At 42.1% G+C, this 20575-nt stretch carries 14 protein-coding genes; 11 read left to right on the top strand and 3 right to left on the bottom strand.

Annotated features, from left to right (window positions below; translation table 11 throughout):
- Nucleotides 1–106 precede the first annotated feature (106 nt).
- The 5 genes from E0E36_RS24175 (at nucleotide 107) to E0E36_RS24155 (ending at nucleotide 7410) form a co-directional block, all read left to right on the top strand.
- On the top strand, nucleotides 107–1480 hold the full coding sequence (locus tag E0E36_RS24175) for a lactate utilization protein B (protein WP_130858109.1): 1374 nt from the start codon (nucleotides 107–109) through the stop codon (nucleotides 1478–1480).
- Nucleotides 1481–1579: 99 nt separating this feature from the next.
- Complete coding sequence (locus E0E36_RS24170) at nucleotides 1580–2194, top strand: LutC/YkgG family protein (RefSeq protein WP_013663965.1); 615 nt, start codon at nucleotides 1580–1582, stop codon at nucleotides 2192–2194.
- A gap of 381 nt (nucleotides 2195–2575) precedes the next feature.
- Nucleotides 2576–4498, top strand: a complete 1923-nt coding sequence (locus E0E36_RS24165) for an alpha-L-fucosidase (RefSeq protein ID WP_242627385.1) — start codon at nucleotides 2576–2578, stop codon at nucleotides 4496–4498.
- Between the two features lie 412 nt (nucleotides 4499–4910).
- Nucleotides 4911–6737, top strand: coding sequence for a beta-N-acetylhexosaminidase (locus tag E0E36_RS24160; RefSeq protein WP_130858107.1), 1827 nt, complete (start codon nucleotides 4911–4913; stop codon nucleotides 6735–6737).
- A gap of 232 nt (nucleotides 6738–6969) precedes the next feature.
- Nucleotides 6970–7410, top strand: coding sequence for a hypothetical protein (locus E0E36_RS24155; protein WP_013663958.1), 441 nt, complete (start codon nucleotides 6970–6972; stop codon nucleotides 7408–7410).
- 38 nt (nucleotides 7411–7448) lie between these two features.
- Here E0E36_RS24155 and E0E36_RS24150 read toward each other — a convergent pair whose 3' ends face one another.
- On the bottom strand, nucleotides 7449–7919 hold the full coding sequence (locus tag E0E36_RS24150; RefSeq protein WP_130858106.1) for an Lrp/AsnC family transcriptional regulator: 471 nt from the start codon (nucleotides 7917–7919) through the stop codon (nucleotides 7449–7451).
- A gap of 147 nt (nucleotides 7920–8066) precedes the next feature.
- Between E0E36_RS24150 and E0E36_RS24145 the strand changes: the two genes are divergently transcribed.
- Entirely contained in the window at nucleotides 8067–9215 is a 1149-nt protein-coding gene (locus tag E0E36_RS24145; protein ID WP_130858105.1) for a histidine decarboxylase, read from the top strand.
- Nucleotides 9216–9417: 202 nt separating this feature from the next.
- Here the strand turns inward: E0E36_RS24145 and E0E36_RS24140 are convergent, their stop codons facing one another.
- Nucleotides 9418–10416 (bottom strand): WG repeat-containing protein, encoded by a 999-nt coding sequence (locus tag E0E36_RS24140; RefSeq protein ID WP_165447062.1) that lies wholly within the window; start codon nucleotides 10414–10416, stop codon nucleotides 9418–9420.
- Nucleotides 10417–10738: 322 nt separating this feature from the next.
- Here E0E36_RS24140 and E0E36_RS24135 point away from each other — a divergent pair, with 322 nt between their 5' ends.
- The 5 genes from E0E36_RS24135 to E0E36_RS24115 all read left to right on the top strand — a co-directional run bounded on the left by E0E36_RS24135 (nucleotide 10739) and on the right by E0E36_RS24115 (nucleotide 18600).
- Nucleotides 10739–13513, top strand: coding sequence for a TonB-dependent receptor (locus tag E0E36_RS24135; protein WP_130858103.1), 2775 nt, complete (start codon nucleotides 10739–10741; stop codon nucleotides 13511–13513).
- Between the two features lie 101 nt (nucleotides 13514–13614).
- Nucleotides 13615–15243, top strand: a complete 1629-nt coding sequence (locus E0E36_RS24130) for a beta-N-acetylhexosaminidase (RefSeq protein WP_130858102.1) — start codon at nucleotides 13615–13617, stop codon at nucleotides 15241–15243.
- Nucleotides 15244–15340: 97 nt separating this feature from the next.
- Nucleotides 15341–16801, top strand: coding sequence for an alpha-L-fucosidase (locus tag E0E36_RS24125; RefSeq protein ID WP_130858101.1), 1461 nt, complete (start codon nucleotides 15341–15343; stop codon nucleotides 16799–16801).
- A 126-nt stretch (nucleotides 16802–16927) separates the two neighbouring features.
- Entirely contained in the window at nucleotides 16928–17863 is a 936-nt protein-coding gene (locus tag E0E36_RS24120; RefSeq protein WP_130858100.1) for a ring-cleaving dioxygenase, read from the top strand.
- Nucleotides 17864–17982: 119 nt separating this feature from the next.
- Nucleotides 17983–18600 carry an alpha/beta hydrolase gene (locus E0E36_RS24115; RefSeq protein ID WP_013663951.1) on the top strand — a complete coding sequence of 206 codons (618 nt, stop codon included), beginning with the start codon at nucleotides 17983–17985 and terminating at the stop codon, nucleotides 18598–18600.
- A gap of 80 nt (nucleotides 18601–18680) precedes the next feature.
- Here the strand turns inward: E0E36_RS24115 and E0E36_RS24110 are convergent, their stop codons facing one another.
- Nucleotides 18681–20549 (bottom strand): YfbK domain-containing protein, encoded by a 1869-nt coding sequence (locus tag E0E36_RS24110; RefSeq protein WP_130858099.1) that lies wholly within the window; start codon nucleotides 20547–20549, stop codon nucleotides 18681–18683.
- Nucleotides 20550–20575: the final 26 nt, after the last annotated feature.

Below are 20575 nucleotides of genomic sequence, written 5' to 3'. Positions count from 1 at the left end.
AATGATAGCGAGTTTAAAACCGAAGGAGTTTTACCTGCCTGCGGTAGGCAGGAGTAATAAGTTATACGTTGTAAATAACATAAAGCTTATAGCGTAGCGCAATCATATGGAAACACAACAAAAGAAACACGCCGCATTAGCGGATATCTTTAATAAAGATGAAGCTCGAGTCGATTGGCACGATCAAACGCTTTGGTTCGTTCGGTCAAAACGTGATCGATTAACGCACGATATCCCGGAATGGGAGGAGTTACGGAACACCGCTTCTCAAATTAAAAACCATGTGCTATCCCGTTTGCAGGATTATTTGCTAGCGTTTGAAAAAAACGCGCAGGCAAATGGCGTGCAGGTTCATTGGGCGGCAGATGCGCGTGAACATAATCAAATTGTTTGCGAGTTGTTGAAGAAGCATGGCATCGATCGGATGGTAAAAAGTAAGTCTATGCTGACGGAAGAATGCTATTTGAACGATTACTTGGCAGACAATGGGATTGAAGTAATTGATTCAGACTTAGGTGAGCGGATTGTTCAGCTTGCTAAAGAAATGCCCAGCCATATCGTACTACCTTGCATTCATAAGAAAAAAGAAGAAATCGGCGATATTTTCCACGAGCATCTTGGAACGGCAGCAGGTGTATCAGATCCGCAGATTTTGACGGAGACGGCTCGACAGCATTTAAGGGACGTTTTTGTTACACGCAAGGCGGCATTGACGGGAGTGAATTTTGCGATTGCAGAGACAGGAGAAATGGTGGTATGTACCAATGAAGGTAATGCAGATATGGGCGCTCATCTTGCTGATATACACATTGCCAGTATGGGCATAGAAAAGTTGATTCCAAAGCGGGCTCATTTGGGCGTGTTCCTCCGTTTGTTGACAAGAAGTGCGACAGGGCAACCTATTACCACCTATTCAAGCCATTTCAGAAAGCCAAGGAAGGGACAGGAAATGCATGTTATTTTAGTGGACAATGGGAGAAGCCGGCAACTCGGCAGACCTGACTTTAAAAACTCGCTGAAATGCATTCGATGCGGCGCCTGTATGAATACTTGTCCGGTATATAGACGCAGCGGGGGCCATAGCTACCATCACGCTATATCAGGCCCTATAGGCTCCATCTTGGCGCCTAACTTGGATATGGAAAAATTTGCTGACCTTCCCTTTGCGTCAACGCTTTGCGGTTCATGCAGCAATGTTTGTCCTGTAAAAATAGATATCCATAACCAGTTGTACAAGTGGCGACAAGAATTGGTAAAAGCGGGATATACCGATAAGAAAAAAACAATGGCCATGAAACTGATGGCAACCACTTTGGCGTCGCCCACTAAATTTAGGTTAGCAGGAAAAATGGGGCGTTTTACGCTTAAGTACGCGCCATTTACGGTAAATAACAGTCTTAACCCATGGTATAAAGGACGTGAGATGCCGGTGCCTCCTAAGCAATCTTTTAGTGAATGGTATAAAGAGCGAAATAGATGAGTTTTATGTTATAAGTTATAGGTAATACGTTTTTTTAAACACGATTGAGAAAAAACGGTGAACTTAAAACCTATTACTTAAAACTTACAACCTTACGAAATGACAAGTAAAGACAAAATATTACAAGCCATTAAGGCAGCGCAGTTGGATGAAGTAGCATTACCCGCTCCGGTTGAAAACCCAACGGTATACGACGATCCGGTACAGAAATTTTCGGATGTTGCAAAAGCTGTCGGAACCAGTGTCCTGGAGGCGACGAACCTGGAAGCGGTAAAAGATCATCTTTTGCAGACCTATATTCCCGAAGTGCAGGCAAGGTGGTCTATTGAGAAATCTTTACGGATTGTGTCAACCTTGCCTGAAATGGAAAACCTAGCCGAACAGATTGTTGACGCCGATCTCAATCCGCATAGCTTGGAAGATGTTGATATAGCTATTATGGCTGCGCAGTTGGGTGTCGCCGAAAATAGCGCACTATGGGTTCCGGAAACACTTATACGTGTACTGCCTTTTATTTGTCAACATTTGGTGCTGCTTGTCGCGAAAAACCAGATCGTAAATAATATGCACCAGGCTTATGAGAAGATGGGGCTAGGCGTCGATCCCTTCGGAGCTTTTATCGCGGGACCCTCAAAAACGGCGGATATTGAACAGTCTTTAGTACTGGGAGCCCATGGCCCGCGAAGCTTAGCGATTTATTTGTTGAGCAGTTAAGTTGTTGATTAGTTAAGTTGTTGAGTAGTTGAGTAGGGAAATAGTTATGTGGTGATGAGTGTTGCCTGCCTGCCGGTAGGCAGGAATTATGAGTGATGAATCTCTTTTCTACTTATCCTGATACCTACGTCTTGATACCTGATACTTACTTACCTGCCTGCCGACAGGCAGGTGTCCTAATACTTGATACTAACTTGTTCTCACAAAAGTACCCCATAACCAGAAACCAATAACGAACAACCAATAACCAATAACGAACAACGAACAACCAATAACCAATAACGAATAACCGATAACCAATATCCACGATAGCTAATATAGCAGAACATAATGCTAATAATCCTGAATGTTTAACTTTGGATAGCATTTATGTTTGTAAGTATGTACAGCAGAAAAAGCCTTTTAACCATTATTGCAACATGTCTGTTTGGAGTAAACAGCATCGCTCAGGATTTCGATGATGCGCCGAAACCCTATGGTGCATTACCCACTAAACGCCAGCTCGCATGGCATGAAACGGAGATGTATTGTCTCATCCATTTTACGCCAACCACCTTTCAAGATAAAGAGTGGGGTTACGGAGATGCTGATCCGGCTATTTTTAATCCAAAAAAATTCAGTGCTGAGCAAATTGTTGCGGCCGCAAAGGCAGGTGGATTTAAGGGCATAATCTCTGTCGCTAAGCACCACGATGGCTTTGCCTTATGGCCCACGAAAACAGCGGCATATAATATTAGCGAGAGCCCTTGGCGAGCGGGTAAAGGTGATATGGTGAAAGAGTTTCAACTAGCAGCTCAAAAACTGGGGATGAAGTTTGGTGTTTATTGTTCGCCCTGGGATCGAAACAACCCTGCTTATGGCACGCCCGAATATGTTAGTATTTATCGAAACCAGCTGAAAGAGCTCTATAGCAATTATGGTGAACTTTTTATGAGTTGGCATGATGGCGCCAATGGGGGAGATGGTTATTACGGCGGCAAAAAAGAAAAGCGAAAAGTTGACCAATCGACTTACTACGATTGGATGAACACGTGGAAAATAACGCGAGCAATGCAACCCAACGCAAATATTTTTAGCGATATCGGTCTGGATGTACGCTGGGTAGGGAATGAAAAGGGAGTTGCTTCGGAAACTAGCTGGTCGACCATAACGCTTGTAGGTAAAGAAGGTAAGGCACCGATGCCAGGTTACATGGATGACAGCAATTTGGGAACGGGAACAAGAAATGGTGAAAGCTGGATACCTACGGAGTGCGATGTGCCTTTGCGACCGGGCTGGTTTTATCACGCTTCACAAGACGATCAAGTGAAGACTCCTGCCATGTTGTTCGACTTATACTGTAAAAGTGTTGGAAGAGGTGGCGCTTTTGACTTGGGGCTTTCGCCGAACACGGATGGTCTCTTGCATGAAAACGATGTGAAGGTATTAAAAGAATTTGGTGCATTATTAAAGAAAGTTTTTGATAAAAATTTAATCAAAGGGGCTCGCTTGAAGGCTTCTAATGTACGGAATGCGAATGATCAACACTATGGGCCGCAGCGCCTAACGGATGAAGATCGATATAGCTATTGGGCTACGGATGATGACGTTCACCAAGCTGATCTCGAAATCGAACTGCTAAAACCGCAAACATTTAATATCATTCGATTACGCGAAAACATAAAATTAGGCCAACGAATTGATAGCGTTTTGGTAGATAAATGGAAAGATGGCGCTTGGGTGCGTGCGGCTAACGCAACAAGCATAGGAGCTAATCGTATTATTCGCATGCCCGAATCGATTTCAACAAGTAAATTGCGACTAAAAGTATATGCTCCCGTTAGTATTGCTTTGAGTGATGTCGGACTCTTCGCCGAACCAAGAGCGCTTAAAGGACCGGAGCATGGTGAACGTAAGGGCTTGGAAAAGGCCAACTGGGCAAGCGAATCGAGTGCAGCTGAAAAAGCCTTTGACAATGATGATCAAACTTTTTTCCTGACGGATAAGAATGCAATCGTAATCGACTTAGGCTCCAAACAGAATATATCTGCATTTGGTTACCTGCCACGGCAAGATGGGAAATCCATCGGTACAGTTGAAAAATATGAATACTATGTTAGTGATAATGGAAAAGATTGGAGATTGGCTGTGACCGGTGAGTTTTCTAATGTCAAAGCAAACCCCATTTTACAATATACCGCTTTGGTGGAAAAAGTAACTGGCCGATATGTCAAATTGCTTGCTAAACAGTCGGTATTCGACAATGATAAACCGGCATTCAGTATTGCGGAGCTGGAGGTGTATGGTAGGGAAAGTAAAAAGTAAAAAGTAAAAATTCAAAAATAAAAAGTAAAAACCCCGGAGGGCTCATTGATGCCTTAGAAAGACAAACAAGATATCAATAATTCAAAAGTTAAAAGTCAAAATAATAAAACCCTGCCTCCCTTAGCGATGGCCCGCCTTCCGTAGGAATGGTAAATAGTCAAAAACGAGAAAAGTCTTTAACTGTAAGACCAAAGGGTTCCTTTTTATTTCAGCGCTTTTCCGGTCAGACCAGTAAGGACTTACATAAGAGCGTCTCTGCGAGCTGAAGCTAGGGCTGAGTCTTGAGCGAGGCAGTCACATAAATAAATTAAAAATTTGCCTCTCTAGAGGATGCGTGACATCTCTCGGGATGGTAAAAAACCAGACGACTAACAACAAAAAACTAATAACTAATAACCAACAACAAATAAATATGCTAAAACAATTTATTACACTGCTAATCACTTTTTTTTGTTTGAGCAGTGTCTTTTCTCAGGAGCGAAATTACGCGCTTATCCCAAAGCCTCAGTCTATTCAATCTGGAGTGGGTGTCTTTAAACTGGATAACCAAACGACATTAGTAGCAAAGGATGAAGCGACTCGGAAAACCTTTAACCTGTTCAACGAAATGCTATCGAACCGCTACCATCTACGTCTGCCAGTCGTTTCAGAGCCTAGTGGCAAATATATTTTGATAGAGAACAGTCAGACGGAAGCGGAAGCTTATCAGTTGAATGTTACTGAAAATTCAATAAAGATCAAAGGCGATAACAGCGGTATGTTTTATGGGCTTCAAACCATTTTACAGTTAATTGAACAACATAATGGTGGTTTACAGATTCCGTCGGTAACGATTTCAGATAAGCCTGAATTTGGTTATAGAGGGGTAATGATTGATGTCGCCCGACATTTCTTCTCATTGGACGAAATGAAGAAAATCGTCGATTTAATGGCTTATTTTAAATTTAATAGATTACACTGGCATTTGACGGACGATCAGGGGTGGCGTTTAGAGATCAAAAAATATCCGAAGCTGACCCAAATTTCAGCGTGGCGCGATTCCAGCATCATTGGTCAGTATGGTGATTTCAAGCCCTTTATTTATGATGGTATAAAACATGGCGGATATTACACGCAGGAAGAGGCACGGAATTTGGTTGAGTACGCTGCTGATCGTAAAATCACGGTGATTCCGGAAATAGAGCTGCCAGGGCACAGTACGGCCGTCCTGGCGGCTTACCCTGAATTTGGTTGCAAGGATACGACTTATCAAGTGCCAGGCTTTTGGGGAGTACATCCTAATATTTTCTGCCCAAAAGAAGAAACATTCAAATTTTTGGAAGATGTGTTCACTGAAGTAATGGATATTTTCCCTAGTCAATACATCCATGTTGGAGGCGATGAAGTGCCAAAAGAACATTGGGAGCAATCTGCCTTTGCACAAAAGCTAATCAAGAAAAATAAGTTGAAAGATGAACACGGCTTACAAAGTTACTTTATTACCCGGATCGAGAAATTTTTGAATCAACACAATAGACGTTTAGTAGGCTGGGATGAGATATTAGAGGGAGGACTAGCGCCGAATGCAACGGTTATGAGCTGGCGAGGTGAAGAGGGTGGAATTGCCGCCGCTAAAATGAACCATGATGTCATTATGACGCCGAATAGCCATCTCTATATAGACCATTATCAGGCGAAGGACATTAGCACAGAGCCTTTAGCTATCGGAGGTTTTTTGCCCTTGGAACGCGTGTATAGCTACCATCCTCGCCCTGAATCCTTGAACGCCCAAGAGCAAAAGCATATTTTAGGCGTACAAGCTAATCTTTGGACAGAGTATATTGGTACCAATAATAAGCTGGAATATATGCTCTTTCCGCGTGCGTTAGCGCTAGCTGAAATTGCATGGACAGCGAAGGAAAAGCAAAACTTTGACGATTTTTCTACTAACAGATTACCGATTCGTTTACAGGAATTAGAGAAATTAAAGGTTTTTTTCCGTATTCCGGAAGCCAAGATTAGCTTTGGTACGAATTCGGCAACAGGAAGGAAAACAGCGGAGATTATTCCTTTTATTGCAAATAGCACTATTTATTACACGTTTGATAACCATAAAGCCGATCAAACCGGAAATATCTATAGCGGACCTATCGATTTGCCTAAGACCGCTAAAAAGGAAAAACCGGTTAACTTGAACTATATAATTGTAACACCTACTGGCAGAGTAAGTAATATGTTCAGTGTCCCTTATAGCGAATAAATTATTTAATTTTTAGCTGAAGCCACATTCTGCAATGCGAATGTGGCTTTTGTTTTATAAGGTTCCCATACTGCTTAACAAATTTAAAGTATAGCGCTATTTTTGTAAATACTTCAATGTGAATAAGTTCGTTTGGAATCTTCAACATAGATTAGTAAGTTTGGTTATCCGTTATATGCTATTTCCAAAAAGCAAAGAAAACGATTGTTGAACCAATTATACCGAAAACGCTATGTTAAGAGAAATCGATTTAATTCGCATATTGATGTCCTATCACCCCGAATGGGAAAAGAATCCGGAAGCATTTTTGGAACTCACCATTCTAATTTCTTCCATTGACTGCCGATGCCTGGAGTCGGGAGAGGTGGATTTTGAGCAGATTATGGGCCCCAAATTGGATAACGTAGCAAAAGTTTTGATGTCAATTACCAATGTACAGCTGTCTCCTTATAAAGACTTTGCTGATTTAAAGAAGAATGGACATCCTACCACCTTTTTAAGTGAATGCCTGGTAGAGGTGTTGGAGAAAGTACATGGCGAGGTTCCGGCAACCGTAGGTCCTGACGCAAGAAATGAAGGGGAGGTCTTTTGCCTCGAGGATCATTTTCATGATAGAGAGTCCGAAAAATTATTTTTGAAGCTCTGGCCTTATATCTCGCCAATTGAAGACTAAGGAGATGTGAAAAAAAGCGAACTGCTAAAAAGGTCGTATCAAATTTTTACTTCGAGGGCGGTCTCTTTTTTTATTTCCTTTAGTACGAAGCTGCTATTTACATTTGCGACGTTTGGAATGCCGGATAGATGTTTCATTACGAATAAATGGTAGTCCTTTACATCTTTTACGGCAATTTTTAGCAAATAATCGTGATTGCCGGCAATGCACATGATTTCCAAAACCTCGCTGAATTGATTAACCGCCTCTTCGAAATTCTTAAGGGTTTCCAGCGATTGCTGTTTAAGGGTCACCGTACAGATGACTAAAAGATGTTTCCCTAATTTTTCTCGATTGACAAGCACCACATAACGCTCAATGTAACCGTCTTTTCGCAAGCGCTTTATGCGCTCAAAAGTGGGAGAAACACTTAAACCGATCTCCGCCGCAATTTCTTTGACACCTAAAGATGCATCCCGTTGTAAAATGTTCAAAATACGAGCATCCATCTTATCTATTCTATCAGTCATAGCTTTTTACTGATTTCAATGCCGCAAAGTTAGATAAAAAGTATTTAATTCTGATGATCGATTTATTTTCCGTTTTATTTTCTGATATGAAAATAAAGTTAGATTATAATTTTTTATAGTGATAGTTTTGCAAAATATTAAAACGACATGGGTTTGCAAGCTATCGATCAAGAAAGACTGACAAATTATATGCAAAGGGCAGAAGAGCGCGCAGCATATTTTCTGGGATATCCCATTGCCCGCGATTTTGATTATTCAGACTTATATCCCTTACTGAAACTTCCTTTAAATAATATAGGCGATCCATTGGTAGAATCTACCTATGATCTTAATTCACGTTCGTTGGAACAGGAAGTGTTAGCTTTCTTTGCTGATCTGTTCAGAGCACCCGCCGACAACTGGTGGGGCTATGTAACAAATGGCGGTTCTGAAGGGAATTTATATGGGTTGTATGTGGCGCGCGAGCTTTATCCAAACGGAATCGTTTATTATTCGGAAGCGACCCATTATAGCGTTCAAAAAAATATTCAGCTCCTTAATTTGCGAAGTATTGTCATCCGAACCGATGAGCGGGGAGAGATGGATTATAGCGATTTGGCGCAAATGCTACACATGCATCGAGATCAGCCTGCTATTATTTTTGCCAATATCGGTACAACGATGACAGAGGCCAAAGATGACCTAGTGGAAATAAAAAGTCGACTACGAATGGCGGCAATTAAAAATTATTATATCCATTGCGATGCCGCTTTAGCCGGGGTATACAGTGCGTTATTAAATTTAAAACCGGGTTTCGACTTCGGTCATGGAGCCGATAGTTTGGCCATCAGTGGGCATAAGTTTATTGGCTCCCCCATTCCTTGTGGACTAGTATTGGTAAAAAGGAATTATAAAGAACGGATTGGAAAGGCCATACCTTATATTGGAACGGTGGATACAACCATCACGGGGAGCAGAAATGGTCATAGTCCCGTCTTTTTATGGTATGCTATAAAGAAACTGGGACGCGAGGGACTTCAACGAAGGGCAACGGAAAGTCTTACGATGGCAACCTATCTGGAAAGCCAACTATTGGACCGGGGAATCCAAGCTTGGCGAAACCCTTCGGCTATTACAGTCGTTTTTCCGGAACCTTCGAAACACTTGCGTCAAAAATGGCAATTAGCAACTGAAAATGGGTGCAGCCATGTTGTCTGCATGCCGGGCGTGGAAAAAACGCAATTAGACGAATTTTTAAAGGATATGCAGGAAGACGCTCGAGTTAGTGGGGAAATGGTTGAGTCGTTAAGTAGTTAAGTGTTTGAGACGTTGAGTAGGGGATTAGTTTGGTAGTTAAGTAGTATTGCCCTTAGGAGCGTTTCTGCTCACAACTGACAACAAATCACCAATAACGAATAACTAATAACTAACAACGAATAACTAACAACCAACAACCAATAACGAATTGAGAAGATATGTGTTTGGTAAGGTCGCCTACAATTTTCTGAGGCGGCCTTTTTTATTGATACCTATTGGGAGCATCGGGGTGCTCTTTTAAGTAACGACGGGCGGCTGCATCATAATTCGATAGCCATTCCTTTAAGGACATCTTCTCTGCTAAATTTCCATAGGGTACTTGATAAACATCGCCGCTTCCCGTTGCGTAAAACAATAGATCCGGATTGTCTATCCTGTGATAAGAGCCATTGGCGTCGTAGCGGAAAGCATTGATCACATAATAAGGGAAGCCTTTGCTCGGTTTTTCCACAATCTCAAAATGAAGATTTTTTTCCCTTTCCGTTAAGCGGTTGTAATAATTTGCAAAATAAGCTTTGCTGATGAGGGCTTGACTATCTAATTTCTTTATTAATTTAGCTTCAAATGGATTGTAGCTAAATTGATAGGGCAGATAAACACGATCTATCGCTTGGTCTTGTTCAGATGATTTTTCGGGCAGGGCCTGTAAGATTCGACCTTTTTTGTCTATATAAAAGGTGCTGGCATTCGACATGTCTAAGCGAGGGTGCTCGGTATCTTGGCTATAGTCAATAGTGCAACCGTTGCAAGCTCGAGCGATACCGTATTCGAAAGGGCTAACCCAATCCCATTGCGCCTTAATTATTTTTTCGCCATAGCGGTTGACAAAACCTATTTTGTTATTTTCGACGTAGCGAGAAAGCCCCTCCTCTAGATAATCAGGGCCGTTGTCGAATAGGTAAGGAGCGTATAGTACTTTTCCATTTCTATCATAAGCCAAACCATAAGGCTTGGGATCTTTCAAGTGATGGGAACGTTTTGGAACCAGCATGATAATGCTATCCTGAATAGGCAAGCTAAAATCATCATATGCAATGGGAAGAAAGTAATGTATGGCGGGAATGATGATGTTGCCTTGACTATCCTTAACGCCTAGTAAGCTATCAGGTGAGAGAAAGTAGAATATTTTTCTTTGCTCTTGCGCCGAACTCACGCTGCACAGCATGGTGCAAATGAGAACGAGTATACTCGTGTATTTCATAAGAGTGAAGCTAAGCATTTAAATAAATTCAGGCTAATTTTTAGTTTCAAATTTACCTTTTTCGAATTAAAATACCGGTTTTCAGGGGCTGATTTAATCCTTTTTCCAAAAGAGAAAGTAAAATCGAGTTTAACAAAAAAATGTAACAATTAAGTGGCGATTAAACTATAAAAGCAAGATTCTGTCTTACATTATACTAAAACAAACAGAACATTAATTTTTCTGGATAGAGCCTCGGGTAGGCAATGGAGGGCATGTCTAAATGAGTCGGCAAATCCGACGATTTATGACATCCCTTTTTATCCAAACCAATTTATGATAAATGCGTCAGATACATTTAAGAGTCGTTATTTGCCTTATTTTTTGCTTTTCATTCTTTTCCGGCTTTTCCCAACATAAGATTATCGGTACTGTCGTAGATAGTGCTGATGGTATCGGGCTGCAGGGCGCCCGTATCAGTTTGTTGAACACCGGAGACTCCATAATCAAGCAAGCAGTTGCGCAAGTGAACGGTCGTTTTGTAATAGATCAACTGCCGAGCGCTGACTATACTCTTTTATTAACCTATATCGGCTATAAACAAAGCAAGCGAAGGATAAAAATAGCGGATCGAGACTTGGAATTAAAGTTTCCATTGACAACCAGTTTTACGATGCTTGATGCGGTTAATATTACGGTCGCTCCTCCACCTGTGTTGGTAAAGGGGGATACCACCGAATTTAGTGCCGCCGCTTATAAAACGGAAGCTTACGCTGACGCCGATGCACTAGTTGCCCAGATCCCGGGTGTAGAAATTGACGCGGATGGAAAAATTAAAGCACAAGGTGAAGATGTACAGAAAATAATTGTAGATGGAAAAGAATTTTTCAGCTCCGATCCGGCCGTAGCTTTAAAAACGCTTCCTGCTGATGTAATTGATAAAATACAATTGATTGATGAAAAGAGCGAACAATCAAAGCTAACCGGCTTCGACGATGGGAACAGACGTAAAATCATTAATATTGTCACGAAACCGGAGAAACGGCGTGGCTATTTCGGGCGTATGGCGGGAGCTATCGGTAACCAGGAGCGCTATAATACAGGCGGTTTTCTGAACGCTTTTAAGGGCGACCGCCGAATTAGTGGAAATATTCTTTCCAACAATATCAATCAGGGAAGTTTTTCGAGCAATGAGCTCGTTGGAGCGAGCAGTAGGGGAGGCCGGGGAGGCGACGGTGGCAGCGGGGGAGGGGTTGGCCCCAATCATCGAATCGCTCTAAATTACAATAATACGTGGTGGGAGGAGGGGGAGGTTAATGCAGATTATCATTTTAATACGTCCGATAAAGATTTAATTCGAACAGCGAATCGGGAGGTACTTATGGCAGATGAGGCCAACCAGTTTAATATATCTTCGCAACAAACCAATCGAACTAATCAAGGGCATGCCGCTAGCATACGAGTAGTATACAAGCGTGATTCAACGCAACGTTTAACGGTTAATCCACGTATCAATTTCAATAGTGGGAAAACAACGAATACCAACAATACGCGTACACAGGACATTTTACAACAGTTGATCAATACGTCCGATAGGGAAAACAGAGGAAATAACCATGCGTTTACCTTGGGAGGTAGTATTGACTATGGTTTGCGCTTAAGTAGTGAAGGCCGATCGGTTTCTGCGCATCTGGAGAATAACTACAACCGAAACACGAACGAAGCCTTTGCCCTTTCTTATAATACGTTCTATGATAGCGGTACGATGAGCCGATCCGATACAGTCAATAATCGAAATGATAGTCGTTCTAACAGCACGCTTTGGAATGCGCGACTTACTTATACGGAGCCTTTCGGAGCGCATGCCCGACTGATGGGAAATGCGAGTTACCGTAGTAATAATAGCTATTCCGATCGAAGAATGTATGACTTTTTATTGGAAACGGGTCAGTACAGTGAGTTGAATCGGGAACTCTCTAATGAATTCAGGAACGATTATAAATTTTACGGGGCAGGGCTCAACTACCAATATTCTTCGGAAAGTTTTCTAGTTGATTTGGGGATCGACTATCAACAGGCGAAAATGGCAAATGACCGGATTTTTCCGGAGGTAACGAGCGCGTCTCATCAATTCGTTAACTATTTGCCGAATGCAAACCTCATGTATCGATTTTCACGTGATCGACGTGTACGCTTCAACTACAATACATCCACGAATCCGCCAAATGTTTTGCAATTGCAAGATGTAGTGAATAACCAGAACCCTTTGAATATTACAGGGGGCAATCCCAACCTAAAGCAAGAGTTCAGACATGCCTTCTCCCTGCACTATAATAGTGTAAATAGAGAGTCGGGAGCTAACTTTTCAGTTGGTGTGAATGGTGAACTTACCAATAATCGCATTGTCAATTCGACGATTATAGCAGCGGTAGATACCTTTATATTGGACAATGTGTTGTTGGGCAAGGGGGCGCAATTTACCCGTCCGGTTAATGTAAATGGGTATTATAGTGTGCGTGCCAATAGCTCTTTTGGTATTCCTATTGAAGCCTTGAAAATTAACTTGAATGCTAATACGACCGTGCATCATAATCGGGATGTAGGTATATTGAATGAACTGGTCACACATACGAATACCTTTGGTATTAATCAACGTATCGGTATTAACAGTAATATTAGCCGTAAGATTATTTTTAGTCTTTCTTATAGCGGGAATTATAATATGGTTCGGAATAACAGTAACCGCGATCTAAGCAATAATTCATACAATCAGCAGATACGAAATGATATTACTTATATTTTCTGGAAGGGATTGCGCGTAGCTTCCAGTTTAAACTATCGCTACAATACCGGCCTTGCTGCCGGCTATGACCAAAGTTTTCTTCTATGGAATGCCTCCATCGGTAAAAAGCTATTTAAAAAGGAACAAGCAGAGATAACGCTTACTGCCTTTGACCTGCTTAACAGTAATACACAGATTACCCGAAATATTACGGAACGCTATATTGAGGATTCTCAATCGAATATATTGCAACAATATTTCCTATTAAGCTTCACTTACAACTTACGCCAATTTGGTGGAGGTGGCGGTGGACGTGGCATGCGACTTACGCGGTAATGGTTGGTTTGCTAGTAGGTAAAAAATAGTTAAATTGTTGCTTGTTTAAGTAATAAGCTACTTAACAACTCGATTATTCAACAGCTCAACTATAAACGAATATGACAAACCGATTTTTAACCTGGCTTGCGTTTTTAGCCCTAACATTTCCAAGTTATGCGCAGCAACGATGCCCGATTATCCCTGCACCACTAAAGGCAGATCTTGAAGCAGGTATATTTAGCTTGGATGTGAATACGCCGCTATGGGTGGAGGACCCTGCATTAGAGAAGGTGGCTTCTTATCTGCAACATGAGTTGCTACGTCTGAAGTTTTTACCCTTGGCCCGGAGCAGCAAAAAAATGTCGTGCACTGCCGGCATTCATTTAAGATTAGCAGAAAAGAAAAATATGGCAGAGGAGGCTTATCGTTTGAGGATAACAGAACGGAACATTGTTGTTGAGGCTAACTCGGTGGCCGGAGCCTTTAATGGCGCATCCAGCTTGGTTCAATTAATTAGTGGCATTGATATTAGCAATAACAAGTTGTCAATCCCCGCTTGGCAAATTGAGGATGAACCTGCATATCCCTGGCGTGGATTGATGTTGGATGAATCACGTTTCTTTATCGGAAAGGAAAAGGTAATGGATTTAATCGATTGGATGGCCTTTTATAAATTAAATAAGCTGCATTGGCATCTGACGGATGAACCTGCTTGGCGACTGGAAATCAAAAAATATCCCAAACTGGCGCTGATCGGAGGGATTGGTGATCACAATAATCCGCTGAAACCGGCGGCTTATTATACGCAGAGAGAGATTGCCGAAGTGATTGACTATGCCGCTAAGCGGAATATTTCAATTATTCCTGAAATTGATATGCCAGGCCATGCTACAGCCGCTAATCGAGCTTATCCATACTATAGTGGGGGTGGAAGTCAACAGCACCCTGATTTTACCTTTGATCCGGGAAAGGAAGAGACCTACACTTTTTTGTCAAATATTTTAAGGGAAACCAATGCCGTGTTTTCTTCCGGCATGTTACACCTTGGTGGTGATGAGGTGAGCTTTGGATCGGACAAGTGGATGGAAAATGAGGGGATAAAAAAGGTAATGAAGAAACATCATTTACAGGGATTGAAGGATGTGGAGCGTTACTTTATGGAGCGGATGGCCGATTCCGTATACCAACTGGATGCGAAGCTGCTGGTATGGGATGAAATGGCGGACATTAATTTGCCAAAGGATAGCACTATTATATGTTGGTGGCGCCATGATAAGCCGGAACAATTGCAAAAGTCACTCGATAAGGGTTATCAAACAATTCTCTGCCCACGGTTGCCCTATTATTTTGACTTTGTCCAAGACAGCAGCCATCGTGCCGGCAGGAAATGGGGAGAATTATACAGTCCCCTCGAAAACGTCTATAAGTTTTCCGTGGACAGCTTGGTTCGAAATACAGAACAAAGGAAACTGGTTCTGGGTATACAGGCGAACCTCTGGACGGAAACGGTTACCAATTTAAACCGCGTTGATTATTTGCTGTTTCCACGACTGGCGGGTCTGGCAGAAGCAGCTTGGAGCCATAAGAGCGTGAAAGACTATGCATCTTTTAAGGAACGCTTAAAACAACACTTGCTGCTATATAGGAAGCAGAATCTTTATTTCTACAATCCCTTCCAGCCAAATGATATTCCCGAACCCGTTTACTTTAAAAAAGATCGGAAGGATTTAAATGCAGAGGAGAATTAATAATTAGTGAAAAATAGTTGAATAGTAATAATAGTTAAGTAGTTGTTTGTTCAATGACTTAACTACTTAACAATTCAACTACTCAACAAAGTAACAAATGAAAAAACTAACCTATCTAACCTTATTCCTTTGCCTTGGGCTATACCAGCCCTTAATGGCCCAATTTCCAGGTGCGGTTGAAAAAAGATCGTCGATAACGCTAGAACACGGTGCCCATCGTTTGGGGAAGCGGACGGATGCACAGATGGAAACTTGGAGAAATTATGGTTTAGGCCAATTTATTCACTGGGGCCTTTATGCCATTCCGGGAGGGCATTGGAATGGGAAATATTACGCAGGTGCTGCCGAGTGGATACGCTCTTGGAAAGATATGCCCAAAGATGCCTATGATAATCTCTATAAAGAGTTTAACCCCCAAAATTTCAATGCAAAAGCTTGGGCTAAACAGGCTAAAGATATGGGAGCACGTTATGTGATTATTACTACCAAGCATCACGACGGATTCTGTATATGGCCAAGTCAATATACCGATTATACGATCGCTAACTCACCTTACAAAAAAGATGCGCTGAAGGAAATTGTGGAGGCTTATGAGTCTATAGGAATCGACGTATACCTCTATTTCTCCATTATAGACTGGAATCATAAAGGATACCGTTCTGCCATTCCTGAAACAGGGGAAGAAAAGCGGGCATACGAGGACTTTAAAAAATTTACCGCCAATCAGCTCAAAGAATTACTACGCAATTATCCTAGTACGAAAGGCTTATGGTTTGATGGAACGTGGGATAAGGCTTGGATAGAACAAACGGCTTTTGCCGATAGCCTGGAAGCTGAACTAAGGGAAATGCGCCCTGGCTTGATCATTGGGAGCCGTTTTCGAGCAGATGAATTTGGTCGGAGGCATTTCGATAGTAACGGCGATTTGATGGGTGATTACGAACAAGGGTGGGAACGCAAATTGCCGAATACCATCGAAGATGTACATGGCAATGATTGGGATTGTGTCATGACGATACCGGAGAATCAATGGGGTTATCATTCGGAATGGCGTGGTCACGTAAAGACTAGCGTAGAGCTTATTGAAATGATGGCCAAGTCGGTGGCTTTAGACGGAAACTTTGTACTTAACTTCGGACCGGATGGACAAGGAGCGATCCGTCCTGAAGAAACCAAATTAGCGAAGGAAATTGGCGAGTGGATGAAAGTGAATCATGAAGCTATCTACGATTGCGGCTACGCTGGCTTGGAGAAGCAAGATTGGGGATATATCACTAAACATAGAAAAACAGGCAAGTATTATCTGATTGTTTTCAATATACCGGTATCCGGTGCCTTGCGAATCAAGTTGGCTCCGGGCTCAGATATAGCGAGCCTCTATGACCTGGCTGAACCGAACAGGAACTATTCTCCCGAAGAAATTCACCGAAGTAAAGCGGATGGTAACGAGTTTTTTATTCACCTGAAACACAAGCCTAGTCAACCGATGGTGATTGTATTAGAAAGCACAGATAAAGAGCAGGCAAGTTCTGTATTATATGAAAAAGCAAAAACATAGTTGCTATCATGTGCGGTTTCCAAATAGGTAGAACTTCAACTCGTTACAATTTCTTGTCATAGGTTAATTTTTTTGAACAATGGGATGTCGACCTTTGTATCATAAGATAATAGAAAGGACAAAGACATGGACAATCAAATAAGAGGCATACACCATATCACAGCAATTGCAGGTGATGCTAAAAAGAATTATGATTTTTACACACGTGTGCTAGGTTTGCGATTAGTGAAAAAAACGGTGAATTTCGACGATCCGGAGACCTATCATTTTTACTATGGCGATGAAGTTGGTACACCCGGTACTATTTTGACTTTTTTCCCTTGGGGCGGGATTTCAGCAGGTAGACGAGGAACACGCCAGGTTACCGAAATCGGCTATTCCGTGCCTGCGGAAAGCTTGGATTTTTGGATGAAGCGATTCGAAGCTAATAATGTAACTTATAATAAAGTGGCAGAAAAATTTGGTGAGCAGTATCTCACTTTTTTAGATCCCGATGGACTTAAATTTGAGCTAACGGTTCCAAAGAATGAAGATACGCGCAAACCATGGACAACCAGTGAAGTAGGCGAATTAGTAGCTACAAGGGGATTCCATCATATCACTATTACCACCAATAAGGCAGAAGCAACAGCAAGGGTGTTGACTGACATTTTGGGTTATCGCTTGACAGAGCAGCACGTTAACCGTTTTCGCTTTATTACCGATCATGCAGCACAGGCCAATTTAGTTGATTTGGTTGAAGCGCCGGGTGAAAGTGCCGGCCATGTAGCAGGCGGCTCGGTACATCATGTTGCGTTCAGGGTAGAAAATGAAGAGGTGTTAATGTATTATCGCCAAAAAGTGTTGGAAGCTGGTTTACAGATTACGGAAAAGATAGATAGAAACTATTTCTATTCACTTTACTTCCGGGAGCCAGTGGGAGTACTTTTCGAAATTGCAACGGACAATCCGGGTTTTGCAACGGATGAAACGGTGGAAGATCTAGGTAAAGGATTAAAACTGCCGCCGCAATACGAAGCTTATCGGGAACAATTGGAAAAAGTGCTTCCTTCTTTGGGATAAGCGGAGAAAGGCGTTGGGTTTAGGGTATAAGGTGTACGCTTTAAGCTCCTGCAACCGCCGCTGCCCGTGCTACGGCTAAAAATTCATAACTCATCGTTCAACACTCATCATTTAATAACATGTACACACACGATAAACAATTTATAAAAGCGGGAAAACCGTTCAATGAAACGGATAAGGCTATCCTTATGATTCACGGACGCGGAGGGAGTGCGGCCGATATTATATCACTTCAGCGTTTTTTGAAGATTGATGATATGGCTATCTTCGCACCGCAAGCTACTAACAATAGCTGGTATCCTTACAGTTTCATGGCACCTGAGCAGGATAATCAGCCTGCACTTGATTCGGCAATAGCCATTATTGGAGAGGTTGTAGAAGAACTCAAAGTGAATGGTGTTTTAGAAGAGCAGATCTATTTTCTGGGTTTCTCGCAAGGTGCCTGTCTAACGCTTGAGTATACGGCAAGGAATGCAAAGAAATATGGTGGTATTATTGCTTTTACAGGTGGATTGATTGGACAACAATTAATTAATCAGCGTTATCAAGGCAATTTTCAAGGTACACCTATTCTATTAACTAGTAGTGATCCGGATGTGCATGTGCCCGTTGCACGTGTGACAGATACAGCGAAGGTCTTGGAAGATCTTGGTGGACATGTTACCTTGCAATTCTTTAAAAACAAAGCACATAGCATCTCGAGGGAAGAGCTGGACTTAGCTAATAAGCTTCTCTAAACTCCCTTTCTCCATTGGGTACAAATAAGCGGGAAATGAGGGGTTATCTATTTCAAGATAGCTCCCTCATTTACTTGTTGTTATTCTTTAGCCGCTATATCGTTACTTTTTGCTAGCAATTTAGCACTTTCTGCCAATCGTATAAATTCCGCACGATAACCCGTTGAATCCGCCCCTCTAGCTGATTTCGCACGATTAATAAGCGCATCGTAATTAGCCTGCTGTTTGAAATCGGAATTCCGCAACAGCATGGCAAATTCAGCAATAGCACTTGCGAAGCGAAAATCATCGCTGGTTTCGGCTAGCTGCATCGGCTTATCCAAAACACTAACTTGTTTCATTTTGCTTTTATCTTCTTTTGGTTCCTTGTACCTAAATTTAACCGTAAGCAGTTCATCGGAAGCTTTTGCGACAAATACACTTTTCTCCGGTTGATATTTTAAGGGATCTACACTGCCTATATAAGGCTCTTTAATGCCTTTGGGAACAATTTCATAAAAGGCAGTAACGATATGTCCGGTTCCCATATCACCGCCGAGCTTTTGATCATTGTTGAAATCTTCTTGGTTCAGCAAACGATTCTCGTAGCCCAATAAGCGATAAGCTTCTACCTTAGCGGGATTGAATTCAACTTGCATTTTAACATCCTTGGCTACCGTAAAAAAGGTGGCGCCGAACTCGCTTATCATTGCCTTTTTTGCTTCCATCAAATTATCTATATAGGCATAGTTCCCATGTCCTTTATTCGCCAAAAGTTCCATCTTGCTGTCTTTCAAATTGACCATCCCAAAGCCAAGTACCGATAAGCTGACACCGCTTTGTCGTTCTTTTTCAATCAATGTTTCCATATCCTCGTTACTGGAAGGGCCTACGTTAAAGTCGCCATCCGAAGCCAGGATAATACGATTATTACCGTCTTTTTTAAAATGTTCTCTCGCCAAGTCGTAGGCCATTTTTAAACCGGCACCACCGGCAGTAGAACCACCGGCATCAAGTTCGTCGATGGCATTTTTTATACGCATCTTTTCGTTAGCCCAAACAGGCGCAAGTTTGATTCGCGCGGTGCCGGCATAGGTCACAATGGCCACTCGGTCTTCTTTGCGCAATTGATCGACTAACATCTTTAATGACGATTTTACTAGGGGTAATCGATTGGGACCGTCCATTGATCCCGACACATCGATTAAGAAAACGAGGTTTGCAGGTGGAAGTTTCGCGGCATCAATGGCTTTTGCCTTCAAGGCAATACGCAACAGACGATGGTGAGGATTCCAAGGGGCTTGCGATAGTTCCGTGTGGATCGCCACGGGCTCATTATTTTGAGGGGCCGGTAAATTATATTGAAAATAGTTGATCATCTCTTCCAAACGTATGGCATCTTTTGGTGGTAATTGACCGTTATTGATAAAGCGGCGAATATTGCTATAGGACGCACCATCAACATCAACCGCAAAAGTTGATAAGGGCTCTTTTTTTGGACTGACAAACCCGTTTTCTTTAATTTTTTGATAATCTTCCGTCGATGGAAGATGCTGCATATAGAAAGGTGACGATGGGGGACGCACGTGTAAGCCAGGGCTATAGGCCATCAATGTTTGTGCGCCGCGTTTTTTGACATGCGCATGCTCCACTACGGTGATCTCTTGTAATGCGACAGAAGGTATTAATGTCACGTCCAGCTGCTTCCCTGCCCCAATCGCGACACGTTTACTTTCGAAACCGAGTTTGGAAAAAATAAGAAACTTTGCTCGGGGAGTCAATTTAATAGTATATCGACCCTTTGCGTCTGTGAGCGTACCGATAGTTGTACCTTCTATAAGAACCGAAACACCCGCTATACCTAGTTGATCTGCCTGATTGTAAACGATGCCATTAACGGTCAGTTCCGAGCTTGGCTTGAAGGAAAGCAGGCTAAAGAGGAGTAGAATTACTGATATTCTTGTATTCATAATCGTAAATTTTGCCCAAGGATGCA

This window comes from Olivibacter jilunii, assembly GCF_900607235.1.
Classification (GTDB): domain Bacteria; phylum Bacteroidota; class Bacteroidia; order Sphingobacteriales; family Sphingobacteriaceae; genus Olivibacter; species Olivibacter oleidegradans.
This window is presented reverse-complemented; position numbering and strand designations above follow the sequence as displayed.